11 protein-coding genes are annotated in these 14,772 nt (G+C 67.3%); 7 read left to right on the forward strand and 4 right to left on the reverse strand.

Translation table 11 applies throughout. The annotated features are described in order from the left end of the window. Positions 1-28 precede the first annotated feature (28 nt). From DMB66_RS01090 to DMB66_RS01120, 7 genes are all read left to right on the forward strand, one after another. Positions 29-1,531, forward strand: coding sequence for a DUF3375 domain-containing protein (locus DMB66_RS01090; protein WP_125802088.1), 1,503 nt, complete (start codon positions 29-31; stop codon positions 1,529-1,531). Then, positions 1,524-2,195: a DUF4194 domain-containing protein gene (locus tag DMB66_RS01095; RefSeq protein ID WP_125802089.1), complete on the forward strand. Its 672-nt coding sequence runs from the start codon at positions 1,524-1,526 to the stop codon at positions 2,193-2,195. The genes DMB66_RS01090 and DMB66_RS01095 overlap by 8 nt, the downstream gene beginning before the upstream one ends. Positions 2,196-2,197: 2 nt before the next feature. Further along, positions 2,198-5,536, forward strand: coding sequence for an ATP-binding protein (locus DMB66_RS01100; protein WP_233624203.1), 3,339 nt, complete (start codon positions 2,198-2,200; stop codon positions 5,534-5,536). Beyond that, positions 5,533-6,765: a Wadjet anti-phage system protein JetD domain-containing protein gene (locus tag DMB66_RS01105; RefSeq protein ID WP_125802091.1), complete on the forward strand. Its 1,233-nt coding sequence runs from the start codon at positions 5,533-5,535 to the stop codon at positions 6,763-6,765. Before DMB66_RS01100 ends, DMB66_RS01105 begins: the two co-directional genes overlap by 4 nt. A 259-nt stretch (positions 6,766-7,024) precedes the next feature. Next, entirely contained in the window at positions 7,025-8,494 is a 1,470-nt protein-coding gene (locus DMB66_RS01110; protein WP_125802092.1) for an ATP-binding protein, read from the forward strand. A 973-nt stretch (positions 8,495-9,467) separates the two neighbouring features. Next, complete coding sequence (locus DMB66_RS01115) at positions 9,468-10,715, forward strand: IS256 family transposase (RefSeq protein WP_125802093.1); 1,248 nt, start codon at positions 9,468-9,470, stop codon at positions 10,713-10,715. Then, positions 10,712-10,912, forward strand: coding sequence for a hypothetical protein (locus tag DMB66_RS01120; RefSeq protein WP_125802094.1), 201 nt, complete (start codon positions 10,712-10,714; stop codon positions 10,910-10,912). Before DMB66_RS01115 ends, DMB66_RS01120 begins: the two co-directional genes overlap by 4 nt. 1,140 nt (positions 10,913-12,052) lie before the next feature. Here DMB66_RS01120 and DMB66_RS01125 read toward each other — a convergent pair. From DMB66_RS01125 to DMB66_RS63395, 4 genes are all read right to left on the reverse strand, one after another. After that, positions 12,053-13,108, reverse strand: a complete 1,056-nt coding sequence (locus tag DMB66_RS01125) for a hypothetical protein (RefSeq protein ID WP_125802095.1) — start codon at positions 13,106-13,108, stop codon at positions 12,053-12,055. 718 nt (positions 13,109-13,826) lie between these two features. After that, the gene (locus DMB66_RS01130; RefSeq protein WP_125802096.1) at positions 13,827-14,204 is read right to left on the reverse strand and encodes a hypothetical protein; all 378 of its coding nucleotides are present in this window, start codon (positions 14,202-14,204) and stop codon (positions 13,827-13,829) included. Between the two features lie 59 nt (positions 14,205-14,263). Beyond that, positions 14,264-14,494 (reverse strand): hypothetical protein, encoded by a 231-nt coding sequence (locus tag DMB66_RS01135; RefSeq protein WP_125802097.1) that lies wholly within the window; start codon positions 14,492-14,494, stop codon positions 14,264-14,266. 39 nt (positions 14,495-14,533) lie between these two features. Next, the coding region (locus tag DMB66_RS63395) for a hypothetical protein (protein WP_233624204.1) at positions 14,534-14,772 on the reverse strand (239 nt) is incomplete at its 5' end.

Consider the following 14,772-nt stretch of genomic DNA (forward strand, 5'->3'; position numbering starts at 1 on the left):
TCGTACCTGCGCCGTACGCTGTGCGTTGATGGTTACGCGAGGTGTTGAAGGCACTTACCAGGGAGCGCTTCGGGCTTTTCAGAATCCGATGCTGGCCTTGCTTCATCAGACGCACGCGCCGTTCGTGGTGACGGTGTTGGCGATGGTCTTTACCGCGGAGCGCCCGACGGTTGCGGTGGCGGACGCGCATGCGGAGATCAACGACGCCCTCGACCAGCTGCGGTCTGCGGGCTACGGCGACGAGGAGAGCCAGCCGCTGCCAGCGGGAAACGCGCGTGATCTCTGCCGGCAGTGGGTGCAGGCGGGGTGGTTGGTGCGACAGGTGTCCGACGACGATGTCGAGGTGTACCGGCTTTCGGCGTATGGCGTCGGTGCACTCGAGGTCGCTGGACGGGTCGGCGGAGCACGCACGAGGGTGTCGGAGTCGCGGGTCAGGACGTTGCTGGAGGCGATCGAGCGACTGGCGCAGGACGCTGATCCGGACCTGATGTCGCGGATGGTGCGCCTACACGAGGAGATCCAGCAGCGGCAGAAGGAGCTGACTCGGCTCGAAAAGGGTGGCGCCGTCGAGACTGCCGCCGACGAGCAGCTGCTTGAGGCGGCCGAGAATGTGCTGCACCTGTCGCGGGAGCTACCCGCGGATTTCGCTCGCGTGGCTGAGTCGATCAAGGCCATTCAGCGCGACGTTGTCGCGGAATTGCGGCACGACGTGCGACCTACCGGTGAGGTGCTGCGCGAGTATCTCGCACGCGGCCAGCGGATCCTGGATGCGACACCGGAAGGTCGCGCGTTCGCGGGGGCGCTGCGCCTGATCGGAGACCCGGCGCAGATCGACGACCTGTGGGGCCAGCTGCGCACTGTGCTGCGGCACAGGTTCACTGAGCTGCTGCCGGAGCAGCAGCGGCGCGAGCTTACCGAGATATCTCGGCGGATCCAGCAGGGGGTCAAAGAGGTGCTGGCCGCCCAGCGGCAGGCATCGCATGTCATCACCAGTCAGGTTCGCAACCATGATCCGATGCGGGATCGCCAGGTGGACGAACTGCTGAGGGACGTGATGTCGGGCCTGCACAGGTGGGTTCCCGGCTCTCGCCGCGGCGAGGCCGTCGAGCCGCTGCGTCGCCTGCCGGTTGCCGACGTCGGACACCTGCGTCAGCGGATGAGTGACCTGCGGCCACCGCAGCCTCCCGCGCCGTTGCGGGACTGGGACGAGACTGAGGACATGTCGGCTGCGGACACGCGGGCCTGGGGCGGCCCTCGTTATGCCGAGTTGCGTGCGCACCTGGAAGCGTTCGCGGGCGGGGCGGCGAGTGTGGATGTTGTGGCCGCGTTCGGCGCAGCAAGCGAGCAGATTCAACGGCCGGTCGATCTGCTCGGCCTGCTGGAGATCGCACATGGCGCCGGGATGACCGAGACAGCCGAGGTCGTGATGGTAGACACGGTGCGACCCGATCGGACCCGCCGACGGTTCGCTCTTGGCAGTGTGGTGGCGGCGAATCCGGCGAGCGCGGACCGGAGCGGTGGAGATGAGTGAGCCGGTTGGCGTCGACGACGGCTGGTCGGCGGGCGTGACGGCCGGGTTCATCGACCCGGTTTCGATGGAGGAGGATCCAGCCGAGCTGTTCGCCGGTGACGCGGGCACGTTGGACGCGGACGTACGCCGGGTGCTGGTCCAGTTGTTGCGGCGCAAGTTCCTGCTCGCCGAGAAGAACCCGGCGCAATGGCGCACGCTGCTGGAGAACCAGCAGATCATCGAATCGCGTATGCACGACCTGTTCGTCCGCCTCGTGGTCGACCACGATCGAGGCGTCGCGTACAAGCAGCAGGTGCGGTCGGTGGAGCTGGATGTGCCGATCCTGCTCAAGGACGACCCCTACAACCGGGCCGAGACTCTGGTCCTGGTATACCTTCGCACCGTTTTCCAGCGAGAACGCGGCACGGGCGAGACATCCGCGCGGTTGGACATCGAGGAGCTGGAGCAGACCGTGCTGACCTATTTCGACCCGCACGACCACAACCTGGCCCGCCGCCAGCAAGAGGTTCGCAACGCGGTGCAGCGGCTGGTCACCGAAGGTCTACTCGCGGAGGAGTCCGCGGGCCGGTATCGGATCACCCCGATGGTGGAGGTCGTGCTGAGCACGGAGAAACTCGCCGAGCTGGACCAGTGGCTGCGCGAACAGAACGAGGCCACGGCGTGAGCATGATCGACACACTGTTCGGGCTGGTCCCGGCGGCGTCGAGAGGTCAGCAGTGGGTGGCGCGGGACCTGCAATTGGTCAACTGGGGCGGCTACGACGGATATCACCACCTGCGGCTCGCGCCGGGCGCGACCCTGCTGAGCGGAGGTTCCGGATCAGGCAAGTCGACGCTGATGGACTCGTACATCGCGTTGCTCATGCCGCACTCGACTCCCTTCAACGGTGCGTCCAACGGCGGAGTGGTCGGCAGGCCCCGGGGCAAGGACCAGCGCAACATCCTCTCGTACGCGCGCGGCAAGCTCGACGAGTCCCGCACCGACGGTGAGACGAAGTTGCGGGTGTTGCGCGGCGACGGCCGCGACACCTGGTCCGCCATCGCGTTGACCTGGGTGGACCACACCGGTGCCGAGTTCACCGCGCTGCGGGCCTGGTACGTTCCGTCGTCTGCTCGCAGCCTGGACGACGTCGTGGCGGTACGCGCCACCTGTGACCACGGATATCAGCTGCGGGCGCTGGAAGGCCCGGCGGGCAAGAAGCTCGCCCGTGCCGAGGTCGTGGCAACCGGTTTGATCTGGAGCGAAACCGACCGGGACTTCACCGCGCGTCTGCACACCACGCTCGGCATCGGCGCCGCGGGCGACGGGCACAAGGCGGTCGCGTTGCTGGGTCGGATTCAGTCCGGTCAGCAGATCACCACGGTCGACGCTCTGTACAAGACGATGGTCCTGGAGGAGCCGTCCACGCTGGCCACTGCGGACGCCGTGGTGCAGCAATTCGACGAGCTGTCCGGCACCCGCGCCAGGATGATCACAGCCCGCCAGCAGGTGAAGGCGTTGACCCCGATCCGCGAACACCGGCGAATCATCGACGAAGCGGTGGACCGGTTGCGCTCGATCGACGAGATCGGATCCTTCACCGATGCGGCGTCCCCGGCCGCGTTGTGGCGTCATCAACGCCGGCTCGACCAGTTGCGCTCGGCGGAGGAGGTCCTGGACCAGCGGCACCGCAAGGCCCAGGAGGAGCTGGCGGAGACGAACGCCCTGGTCACCGCGACCGAGGCGCAGCGCGACGGGGTAGCCGACACCATTCGCGCGTCCGGCGGCGACCGCATGGAGACCGCGCAACGGGAGATTCGCGTCGTGGAGCAGCGGCTGGGAGACGTCGAACGCGCTCGGGAGCGACTGGACCGGGCGCTGGTCACGATCGGCGCCCCGGTCTCCACCGGTGCGGATTTCGCTGCACTGGTGGAGACGGCGCATCGCTCTCTGGCTGACGTCGACGCCCGGAGGACTGCTCAAAACGCGTACGCCGAGGCGGTGGCGGGAAAGAAGGAGGCCGAGCGAGAGCTGCACGGGCTACGCGCCGAGCGCGACGCGGTCAAGGGCCGCCGGGGCAACATCCCGACTGACCTGCACGCGGCGCGGGCAGCGTTGGCCGAGGCTGCCGGAGTCAGTCCCGAGGAACTGCCGTTCGTCGGCGAGCTGATCGAGGTGCGGACGGAGTTCGAACCGTGGCGCGAGGCGTTCAACCTGGCGCTCGGCGGCTTCGCTACCCGGATGCTTATCGACATCGGCCGGCTGAACGCGTTCCGCGAGGCGATCAACTCGGTGCCGACCGCGAGGCGGGTCCAGTTCGAGGGCGTGCGCACCGGGCTGCGTGACGAGGTCGGACTTGACGGCAACACGCTCCCCGGCCGGCTCGACTACCGGCCATCGCCGTTCACCGCCTGGCTCAAGGGCGAACTCGCCCGCCGGTTCGCCTTCGTCTGTGTCGACACGCCCAGGCTGCTGCCGCAGTATTCCAAGGCGCTCACGATCACCGGCCAGACGTCGGAAGGTGGCCGGGGCGCGCACGGCGGCCACGGCCGGGCCAACATGCTCGGCTTCACCAACAGCAGGACGCTCGCCGACCTCGAAACCCGGATCAACCACGCACGCGAACGCCTTGACGACGCTGCCGCGAGGGCTTCGACGGAGGAGGAGAATCTCAACTCGGTCGAAGCCAGACGCACGACCTACCAGACCTTGACCGAGCTGTCCTGGGACCAGGTGGATGTCGACGCCGTCCGGGCGGAACGGGGACGCTGGAGCCGCATCATCGACGAGATCCGCACGGGCAACCCGGAGATCGATCAACTGCAACGCCAACTGGACTACCTCAAGCAGCAGGTCAGGGATCTGACCGAGCGTGTCGGCCAGCAGAAGGACACCCTGAAGGTAGCCGGTGAGTCATGGGCGTCGACTGTCGACGCGGTGGACAGCGCCCAACTGGCGCTCGACAAAGCCGCCGAGTCAGGCGTCGACCTCAGCCAGGAACACCGCGACTACCTGGAAACCCTTTTCGACAGCAACACGGACAGCACCAGCCCGACGGACGCGCTCGCGCAGTTCGACGCGGGCGTGAAACGCGCCACCGAGCGGCTCGACACCGACCGGCGATCCGCGACGGAGTCGATCGGCCGGTCGAGGAAGGCGCTGCTCGATACGTTCTCGACCTTCCTCGAGCGCTGGCCGAACCCGAACCTCGGCATCGACCCGGATGCCTCTTACCGCGACTTCGACCACTTGCTCACCGACCTGCAGACCAGTGGCCTGCATGAGCTGGAGACCGAGTGGCGGGACAGTCTGCTCAGCCTGTCCGGCAACGACCTGACCGGCCTGGACAGCGAGCTCGCCGCCGCTGTCCGGGAGATCCGCGACCGGATCGATCCGGTCAACCGGATCCTCGCCGAACTGCCGTTCGCCGACGACAAACACCGGCTGCGCATCGATCCGCAGGAGAGCCACTCCACGGCGCGTGCTCGGTTCCGCAAGGAGCTGCGCGACGTCCGTGCCTTCATCGATCAGGCTGCGACAGAAGACGACCGGGAACGCGCCTACCATCGGATGGCCAAGGTGATCGACCGTCTCCGCCGCACCGCGCCGGATTTCGCCGACCTCGTCGACGTGCGCAACCACGTCCGGATCAGTGCCGAGAAGATCGACCTCGATGGTAGGCACGTCGCCGTCTACGACCACATCGGTGAGAAGTCCGGCGGCGAGTCGCAGGAGCTCGTCGCGTTCATCGTCGGCGCCGCACTGCGGTACCAACTGGGCGATGCGGGCGCTGCCCGTCCCCGCTATGCCCCGGTCTTTCTCGACGAGGCGTTGATCAAGGCGGATGCGCATTTCACCGGCCGCGCCATCGGCGCGTGGCGCGGGTTGGGCTTCCAGCTGGTCATCGGCGCCCCGAACGACAAGCACAGCGCGATCGAACCGCACGTGGACGCGGAGTACGTGATCCTCAAGAACGCCCACGGCCGATCTTGGGCGAAGCTCCTGGTCGGTGTTCCGGACGCATGAGCGCACTCGTCACCCCACAAGAAGCCGTCGCGGCTGTTCGCGGCAAGGTCGAACAGAGGTGGGCGGAGGCTGTGTGCGCGGAGCTCGGAGTCGGCGACCGAGTCGAATTCTCCGTTCGGCTCCGCCCAGGGGTGAGGACGGGCAAGGCCGTTGAGCGGCTCGGGCACACCACCTGGCATGGCTGGCACATGCAGTGGCGCGACTTCTCCAGTCGGCTTCCCGCTGGCGTGGAAGTCGTCCGCACTGCGGTGACCATCCGAGGAGTCGCCGGCGACTTTCCGGCCGTGCTCAACGCAGACCTGGACGGCGCCGCCACGCTTATCGCCGACACCCATGACGATGCTGAACCGGCGACCGTGGAACTCGGCCAGGCCCGTGCGCTGGCATCGACCCTGCGATCCGCCGGCGCCACCCTTACCCCGGCCACGCTGCGGGCTGTCCACGGCCTTCCAGCTAACGACGTAGACGTGCTGATCAACGCAGTGGCCTGGCTACGCCGGCACCCCGACGCGGGCAACTGGACACTGCGGCAACTTCCGGTGCCCGGAATGCACACCAAATGGCTCGACACTCACGGCGCGCTGCTGCGCGACGTCGCCGGACGCGATGTCCGCGACGAAGTCCGGCCCCGGCTGACCGTCATTCATCTGACCTATGTCGACCTGTGCCACGCAGCGTCGGGCCGACGCAGGCACGACGCCTGGACCACCGGGGACGTGCACGACATCGCCTACCAGCCGCGCGTAATCCTCGTCGTGGAGAACCGCGACTCCCGCCTCTGGTTCCCGCCGGTCAGCGACACGATCGTGGTCGAGGGTGGCGGCAAGGCCGCAGCCGCCCTCCTCGCGAACGTGCCCTGGATTCGCTCCGCAGATCACGTCGTCTATTGGGGCGACATCGACGCGGACGGGTACGCGATCCTCGACCATTTCCGCGCCGCGCTCGCCGTGCCCGCGCCGGACGGGGCACCGGCCAAACATGTCACCTCCATCCTCATGGAAGCCACCGACCTGCACCACTACTCCCAACATGGCGTCAACCACGACAAGGCGGGCCGGCCCATCAAGCCGTCACCGGAGCTCTTGCCGCACCTGACCGAAGCCGAGACCATCGCGTACAACACCATCGCCACCGCGGGCCCCACACCGTTTCGCCGAATCGAACAAGAAGCCATCCCCCTGACCCACGCCGCAACTCGCCTGCTGGGGATCTTGGAAGGTCGGTACTGAACGGGTGTAAGCGCTTTTGGCTCGCGTAGGCACAGCGCAGGGCCGACGGCGAACTACGGCCCGGATCCGCAACCGGGCCGAGCTGAATGTCTGCATCCGGGCTTCGAGCGCACCGGCGCCCGGACACGGCCGATGACAGTGCGTCACTCAAGCAGCCGCAAGTCGGCGAAGTCTTTGATGCGATCCTGCCAGCCTTAACAGAAGTACGGTTCTGGGAACTATACTTCTGTAACCCGCTCAGATCTGGAGGGCTGCGCGCATGGACAAGCCACCCCGCATCTTCGGCCGCGCCCGCGAGTGGGACGGCCTCGCCGCCTTCGCGACCCGGTCCATCAGCGCAACAGCGGGCGGCGCGTCGTTGGGTGTGGTGAGCGGCCGGCGCCGTCAGGGCAAGAGTTTCCTGCTGCAAGCGCTGGCCGAGGCCGCCGGAGGCATGTATTTCGCCGCTACCGAGGCCACCGAGGCAGAGTCGCTGCGGCTGTTCACCGAGGCACTCGCGCGGCATACCCGCGAGTTCATCGAATCGCCGTTCCGGGACTGGAACGACGCGATAGCGCACATGTTCCACAGTTTCAGTGACCGCCCGAGCATCGTCGCGATCGACGAATTCCCGTTCCTGTCCAAGACATCACCGGCCCTGCCGTCGATCATTCAACGCGAGCTCGGCCCAGCAGGCAGCGGCCGGACGAGCTCAGCACGACTGGTGCTGTGCGGATCAGCGATGTCAGTCATGGGAGGCCTTTTGGCGGGGCAGGCGCCGCTGCGCGGCCGGGCAAGCCTCGAGCTCGTCGTTCAGCCGTTCCGGCATCGGGAATCGGCCGAGTTCTGGGGCATCACCGACCCCAGGCTCGCCGTCTTGGTCCATGCGGTCGTCGGCGGTACTCCGGCCTACCGCTCCGAGTTCACCCAGGGAGACGCCCCGGCCACGATCGAAGACTTCGACGCCTGGGTGATTCGGACCGCCTTGAACCCGCAGACGCCACTGTTCAGGGAAGCGCGATATCTGCTGGCAGAGGAGTCCGCTATCCGCGACCCCGCCCTCTACCACTCGGTACTGGCGGCGATAGCCGGCGGCAACAACACCAACGGCGGGATCGCCAGTTTCATCGGGCGAAAATCCGACCAGATCACGCATCCGCTCAACGTCCTGGAGGACTGCGCGCTGATCGCCCGCGAACCGGACATGCTCCGGCCAGGCCGCGCCCGGTACCGCATTGTCGAACCACTGATCACCTTCTACGAGGCGATCATGCGTAAACGCTGGGCCGAACTGGAGATCCACCGCGCCGAGCAGGTCTGGACGACAGCCAGGCGGACCTTCCTCGCCCAGGTCGTCGGACCGCATTTCGAGGCCCTGTGCCGGGTCTTCGCTCTGGAGTCGGGCTACGCCCTCTTCGCCGAGCAGCCCTCAGAGGTCGGATCCGGCACGGTCAACGACCCGGTGAACCGCACCCAAATCGAGATCGACGTCGTCGCACTGTCCGCGCAGGAGGCGAACGGTCCACGACGCATCGTGTCCTTGGGCGAGGTCAAATGGGGCGAGGTCATCGGCCATCACCATCTCCAGCGCCTGGCAGCGGCGCGCGACCTACTGCGGCAGAAGGGCTTTGACACCGAAACCACGGTGCTCGCGCTCTATGGCGGCGCCGGCTTCACCGCCGAACTGACCGCTGCCGCCGCCGCGGACGACCGGATCCTCCTCGTCGACCTCGACCGCTTGTACTCCTGAAGCCACTCACGGCCATGTCCGGCCAAGCGAACGCCAGCACCCATGCGCCGGGGCCGACGAGCAAAAGTCGGCCTGAGAGAACATCTCTGCCCTTCGAATAACAGTGGACGGCCGGGAGCGACAAGTGGGTGGGTGCCGCCGAAGACTCGGGTGAATGCCCAAGCGACGTCGGGCACACCGTACGGCGCGATGTAGGTCGCCGTGGCCCCGAATTTGCTCAATCGGTGCCCGGCGAGTGCCGCAGCGAGTACCGGTGACCGGGTTACGCGCTCGACGTTGGTGATGGTCGTGTGCCGGAACCAGTGCGTGCTCAGACCGATCTCGTCGGCCCAGGGAAGGCTTCGGCGTACTCGCGCCCAGAGGCCGAGTGCACGCAGGGATTTGATCTGGTTGGCGGATCCGGTAGCTGGCCGGGCTATATCTGTAGCCTTCTGCCAGGTCTCGCCGTCGGTCGACACCGAGTAGGTGACATTAGACGGCAGATAGACACCGTAGGACTGGCTCTGCATCCATGTCGTATTGACTTCGTTGATGCTGCGTGTAACGCCGAGGTCAAGCAGTGTCGCCGCTTCCTAAGACTGACCCCCAGCGGGTTCTTGGGTTCTAGTACTTGTCGCAACACCTCCTTGATCGTTAGAGGGATGTGTTGATGGCGAGGCGTGGACGTAAGCGGCAGTTGGACGTGGAGTCGCGGTACTGGCAGCTGCTGCTGTCCGGGACCGGGTGACAGCGGACACGGGAATATCCCTTTTGGTGGACATCGCTCTCTATGCTGGCGGACAGCTTCGACCCCTCCCGGCGGACACATCGTCGCTCGCCGTAGCGGCAGAACCGAGAGTGGCGTCCCTGATAGTGGTGTAACGCGATCGGCGTGATCGTCGGGCGGCCCGTCTGCGGGCTGAACGAAGAGCGCGGTCATCGCGTGATCTTTCGAGTGAACCTCTCACAGCACTCTCGAAAGGGCTCTATCGCGATGACCGCACCTCACATCATCAACCCTGCCGGGCTGTTGGACCAAGCTCTCGGCGACGCGTCGCCGGACCTGATGCGGCACCTGCTGTCCACGGTGATCAACTCGCTGTTGTCGGCCGACGCGGACGCGGTCTGCGGCGCCGAGTACGGCGTGAGTTCACCGGAGCGGGTCAACTCCCGTAACGGCTACCGCCATCGTGACCTGGACACCCGCGTTGGCACGATCGACGTCGCGGTCCCGAAACTGCGCCAAGGCACGTATTTCCCCGATTGGCTGCTCGAGCGGCGTAAGCGGGCCGAGGCCGCCCTGGTGAGCGTGGTCGCGACCTGCTACCTACTCGGCGTCTCCACCCGGCGCATGGACAAACTGGTGCAGAGCCTGGGCATCACCAGCCTGTCCAGGTCACAGGTCTCCCGGATGGCCACCGACCTCGACGCCCAGGTCGCCGCGTTCCGCACCCGGCCCCTGGACGAGTCCGGGCCGTTCACGTTCGTCGCCGCCGACGCGCTGAGCATGAAGGTCCGTGAACAGGGCCGGGTGGTCAAAGCGGTCGTGCTGGTCGCGACCGGCGTCAACGCCGACGGCCACCGCGAAGTCCTCGGCGTCAAAGTCGCCACCAGCGAGACAAAACAGGCGTGGAACGCGTTCTTCGCCGATCTGGTCGCCCGCGGCCTGACCGGCGTGTGTTTGGTGACCAGCGACGCGCATGCCGGCCTGGTCGACGCGATCGCCGCGAACCTGCCCGGCACCAGCTGGCAGCGCTGCCGCACCCACTACGCCGCGAACCTCATGGCCGTGTGCCCGAAATCGGCGTGGCCGGCGGTCAAGACCATGCTGCACTCGGTCTACGACCAGCCCGACCCGAACTCGGTCCACGCCCAGTTCGACAAACTCCTCGACACCACCAGCCGATCCCTGCCCAAGGTCGCCGAACACCTCGACGACGCCCGCGCCGACCTGCTCGCCTTCACCGGCTTCCCACAGCAGATCTGGCGGCAGATCTGGTCGAACAACCCCAACGAACGCCTCAACAAGGAGATCCGCCGCCGCACCGACGTCGTCGGGATCTTCCCCGACCGCGACGCCGTCATCCGCCTCGTCGGCGCCGTCCTGGCCGAACAACACGACGAATGGACCGAAGGGCGCCGCTACTTCGCTCTCGACGTGCTCGACCGCGCCCGCACCACACCCACCACCATCGTGTCCACCGCGACCACCGAGGACCTACAACTGGAGACCGCAGCATGACCCACCCGACCGGCGAGCACGCCATTCCCGACCCGGCCGAACGCGCCGCCCTCAACACCGCCCTGATCAACGACAACATCGAAACCGGCTGGTGGGACGACCAAGCCCGGCCCGCACCCTGGCCCGACGACATCGACCAATGGCAACCCGCCACCGGTGAACCCATCACCGGCGAACCCGGTCAACCCCTCCTCTAACCAAGATCAAATCGGAAGATCACCCAATACACCACGTCCAGGGACTTGACCGAACCGAGGGCCACGGAGGGTCGTACGACGCTCATGCGGACTCGGCCGGCTGAGTCATTGGTTGCGGTGAGTCCTGCCGCGCCGCTTCCGCTCCTCGCCGCGTGGACGCGGCTGCGGTGCGGGTCGGCTTGCCACCGAATCTCGTGGTTCCTGTGTTGCCGGGCGGGGGTCGGCTCGTCGTGTCGCGGAGGCTGCCGGGCCGTAGCGGGCTACCAATCGTCACTTGCTGTGATCGCGACATTTGGTACTCGGTCATGTCCGTGCGCGAGGAATTTCAGGTGTCCCCGAACACTGCCACACCGTCAGCCGCTCAGCACGAGCAGCGTCGTGACTTCGGCGAGAGCGAGATGCAGTCTCGCCGGCTTCGAGCCCCGTGCGGCCAGCACTAAATCGGTGCCCATGCGGTGTCGGCCACTCGCCGCCATCCAAGCAGTGGGAACTGCCAGAGCGGCCCAGTAGCTTCACCTGCCAGTCCGTCGAGGGCCCGGTCGCCGATCGCTACGCGCGGGCCCAGACCTGCGGGGTCGCGACGGCTGATCAGCCGGGCCGTCGACGGCACCGGGACTGGAGAAGGACACCGAAGGCGCCGCAGGCCGGGAAGACGCAGGTGACGGCCATTGCGATGCCGTGATCTGCGGTCCGGTGACTGGCGGCGTGGGCGAGATCTGGTCGAGCAAGCACTGCGCCACAGTGGCGTCGATCTCGAGGTCAGCGCTGATCCGAACATCGGCGGCGGTCGCCAGGTCCACGACGTCGTCGCTGGTGAACGCGTCAGCTCCGAGAGTGCTCAGCCGCCGCGCGAACTCCTGCATATTAACCATCTGCAGCCTCATCCTCGGGTTGCCTTTGATCCACCGTAACCCCTGCTTCGGTTGGCGGTTCCTGCACCACCGCCCGGGCTATCGCGGCCACCAGCGATACCATCTGCTCGGCGGTCCCCATCTCTTCGGCGAGCCGATCGCGCGCGGAGGGCGGCAGGGCTGTCACACTTTGTACGACCCATGCTCGCCCGCGACGCGCGGAAATGCTTGATATGCAGGTGATCGTGAGCCCGCCGGAGGAAGGGCGTTATCACGGCGAACCAGGCGGTCAGAAGATGTAGAAGGTGTAGCTGTAGGGACGGCCTCGGTCGTAGATAGCACGTAACCATGGCTGCCTGACCTCGGGCAGTCGGGCCAGAACGCTGAGGAAGATCTGGCCGTCCGGCTCGAACCGGTGACCCGGGAGCAGTGCCGGCAGTGCCTCCGGCGGGATTGGGACCGACCGCCCGACCGGCTTCGGGGTTCGGTAAAACGCGAGGTGCCGCCAGGCGTCCCAGGCCAGCGGGACCGGCTTCACCGGCGGGGCCACCGGCCAGAGTTCGCCGGTCTGCGGATGTTCCGGGATGAGGGCGAAGTCGCCGTCGGTGTCCGGGAGGCCGGGCCCGGCCAAGACCACGGTGCGCTCCTGCCCCGTGTTGCCCTGGCCGACGAGACGGTCGAGCGTGGGCCGGAACACCTCGGCGACCTGGGGATCCGGGATCACCATCGGGTCGCCGCCCGAGGCGGCCAGCAAGTGTGCCAATGCCGAGGCAGCGGCGGCCGCCCACATCGGGTTCCAGCCGCCATCCGGTTCAGACAGCGGGATACCGGGCCGCTGGTCGACCAGGTCCGCCCAGTCGAGCACCGGGTGCGGGCCCGGACCGTGCTCGATCACGCGGGTGGTCAGCGAGTCTAGCCAGACCGCCTGCCGCAGGCCACAATCGTCGATCCGGATGGCCACCGGCGTGCCGCAGGTGACGCAAACCATGTTGGGCTTGCCGCCGTCGAGGCCACAGCACGCGGAGTCGCCGACCAGCGCCGGGTCGATGGCGGTGCTGCGGACGTCCCCCGGGGCGAGCAACACCTGGCCGGCCGGCCCGGCGGAGATGCCGAACCTCGGCGCGTACCAGCCGAGCGCCTCGGCCTCACCGGCTTCAAGTTCGGCCCACCGGCGCCATGGCGAACCGGAGGGCAGCGGATTCACCGCGAAGGTGCCAGGCTCCAGTGCCGGGGCGAGCGATCCCGGACCGTTCCCGTACTTCTGGTTCGCGTGGACGGGCAGCGCCACCCTCGACACCGCAACCGTCAGGATGGCGTCGCAGATCCGGCAGCCAAAAACAGTCATGTATCCCCCGCGCGTCGACTGATGTCAATCTAGATCATCGCCCCACCCCGCCGGCCGCGCGCGGCCCCGTGCCGCGCGGACCTCGCGCGGCAGTTCCGGTATCGGCAGGCCGCGCGCACAGCAGTGCCTGGCAACGAATTCCGGTGGAGCGTCCTTCCTCATCTAGCCGCGACTCGTACGCGCCGTCATCCGGGACGGGCTTCGCCACGATGGCGGGCCGCTCCTGGATACGGGCGGCAATGCTTGGGTGTCAGCGGGGTAGCCGATGGAGTTCGGTGGCCGCTGTCTGTCGCACGGTGGCTTCGGGATCGTCGGCCAGGCGGTACAGGATGGTGGCGACGTCGTCGGGTGCGAGATGGTGCGCGACCACCGCTTACGCGTTGACGAACCGTCGGGTCAGGATCGCCGGCGAGAGCGTTGGCCAGGGCGGACCAGCGCGCGGACCGGTTCGCTGCGCTGGCCAGCCCGCTCAGCGTGGCTGCACGTACGGCCGCTTCACGGTCTTGCGCGAGCAGGATGAGCTGCGGTTCGACGCGGAGATCGGAATCGACGGCCTTGGCGAGCGCTTTCGCGGCTCGAGCGCGTAGCCGGGCGTCCTAGTCGGACGCCTCGGCGAGCAGGATCGACGGCCGCCGACCGCACCGAGCGCGTCGCGGTCCTGATCGCGTACCCAATCGTCCTCGTCTCGCCAGCACGTGCAGCAGCGCCAGCGTTCCCGTCATGCTGCCGAGCCGGCCGGGGCGTACGCGGTTCGGGCCTGTACCCGGTAGCGGCTATCGGTGATGACATTCGTGAGTGCCCCTGCCGCATCGAGGCGGCCACTGGCTTCGAGCCTGCTGATCGTCGCCATCCGCACCTGTTCGTCCAGGTCTTGCGACGCGGCCACCAGCACCGCGAACGCCCCACCGTCGCCAGCCGGATCCACGACCGCATCGACCGCCATCAGCCGGACATCCGAGTCGAGTTGGTCGGCGGCCTTCTCCAGCAGCCCGACATCGCCGGCTTCGGCCACTGAACCGAGCGCCAGCAGTCCCGCGCGACGCCGCTCGGGCGCGTTACTGCGGGCCAGCTCGGGGATCAACTCTCGGCCGGCCATCGGTCCGCATCCAGCAGCGTGGCGATCTCGGCTTGCAAACCGTCCTGTCGTCGCCCAGGTCACGGTTCGCTGCCAGGAGTAGCGCCGGCATAGCCGCTATCCCCGCGACCCCCAGCCAGTATGCCCGCGATCCGGTCATGGCCGGAGAAGTTCTCCTCGTCGAGGAACCGGTCGAGGGCCTCGCGCGGCCGCGGCACCAAGCTGACGTCACCCGAACTGGTCAACGCCGCGACGGTCGGCGCGATGTCGTCATAGTCGACGTCATCGGGCTGCGACGCATGGTCGATCACGGACTCCAACAGGCACCGTTGTCGATCATTGCTTCACCCTCATACCGCCCGCATCCCATGGACAGCGCTTGTCGCCCTACTCATCCAGCTGCAGTCAACACACCTGTTGGCTGGATGGTCGCTGTCCGTGACGGTGGTCCAGCGCCGGAGCATCCGGTCATGCTTGATATGCAGGTAATCCTTGGTGATCCACGGCGGGATTGCGGACCTGGCCTGGCGTTCAGCCAGGTCCGCATCCCAGGTGGCTTGCGCATGGTCAGTGCTGAGCGGGTTCCACC

Source organism: Actinoplanes sp. ATCC 53533, assembly GCF_003947245.1.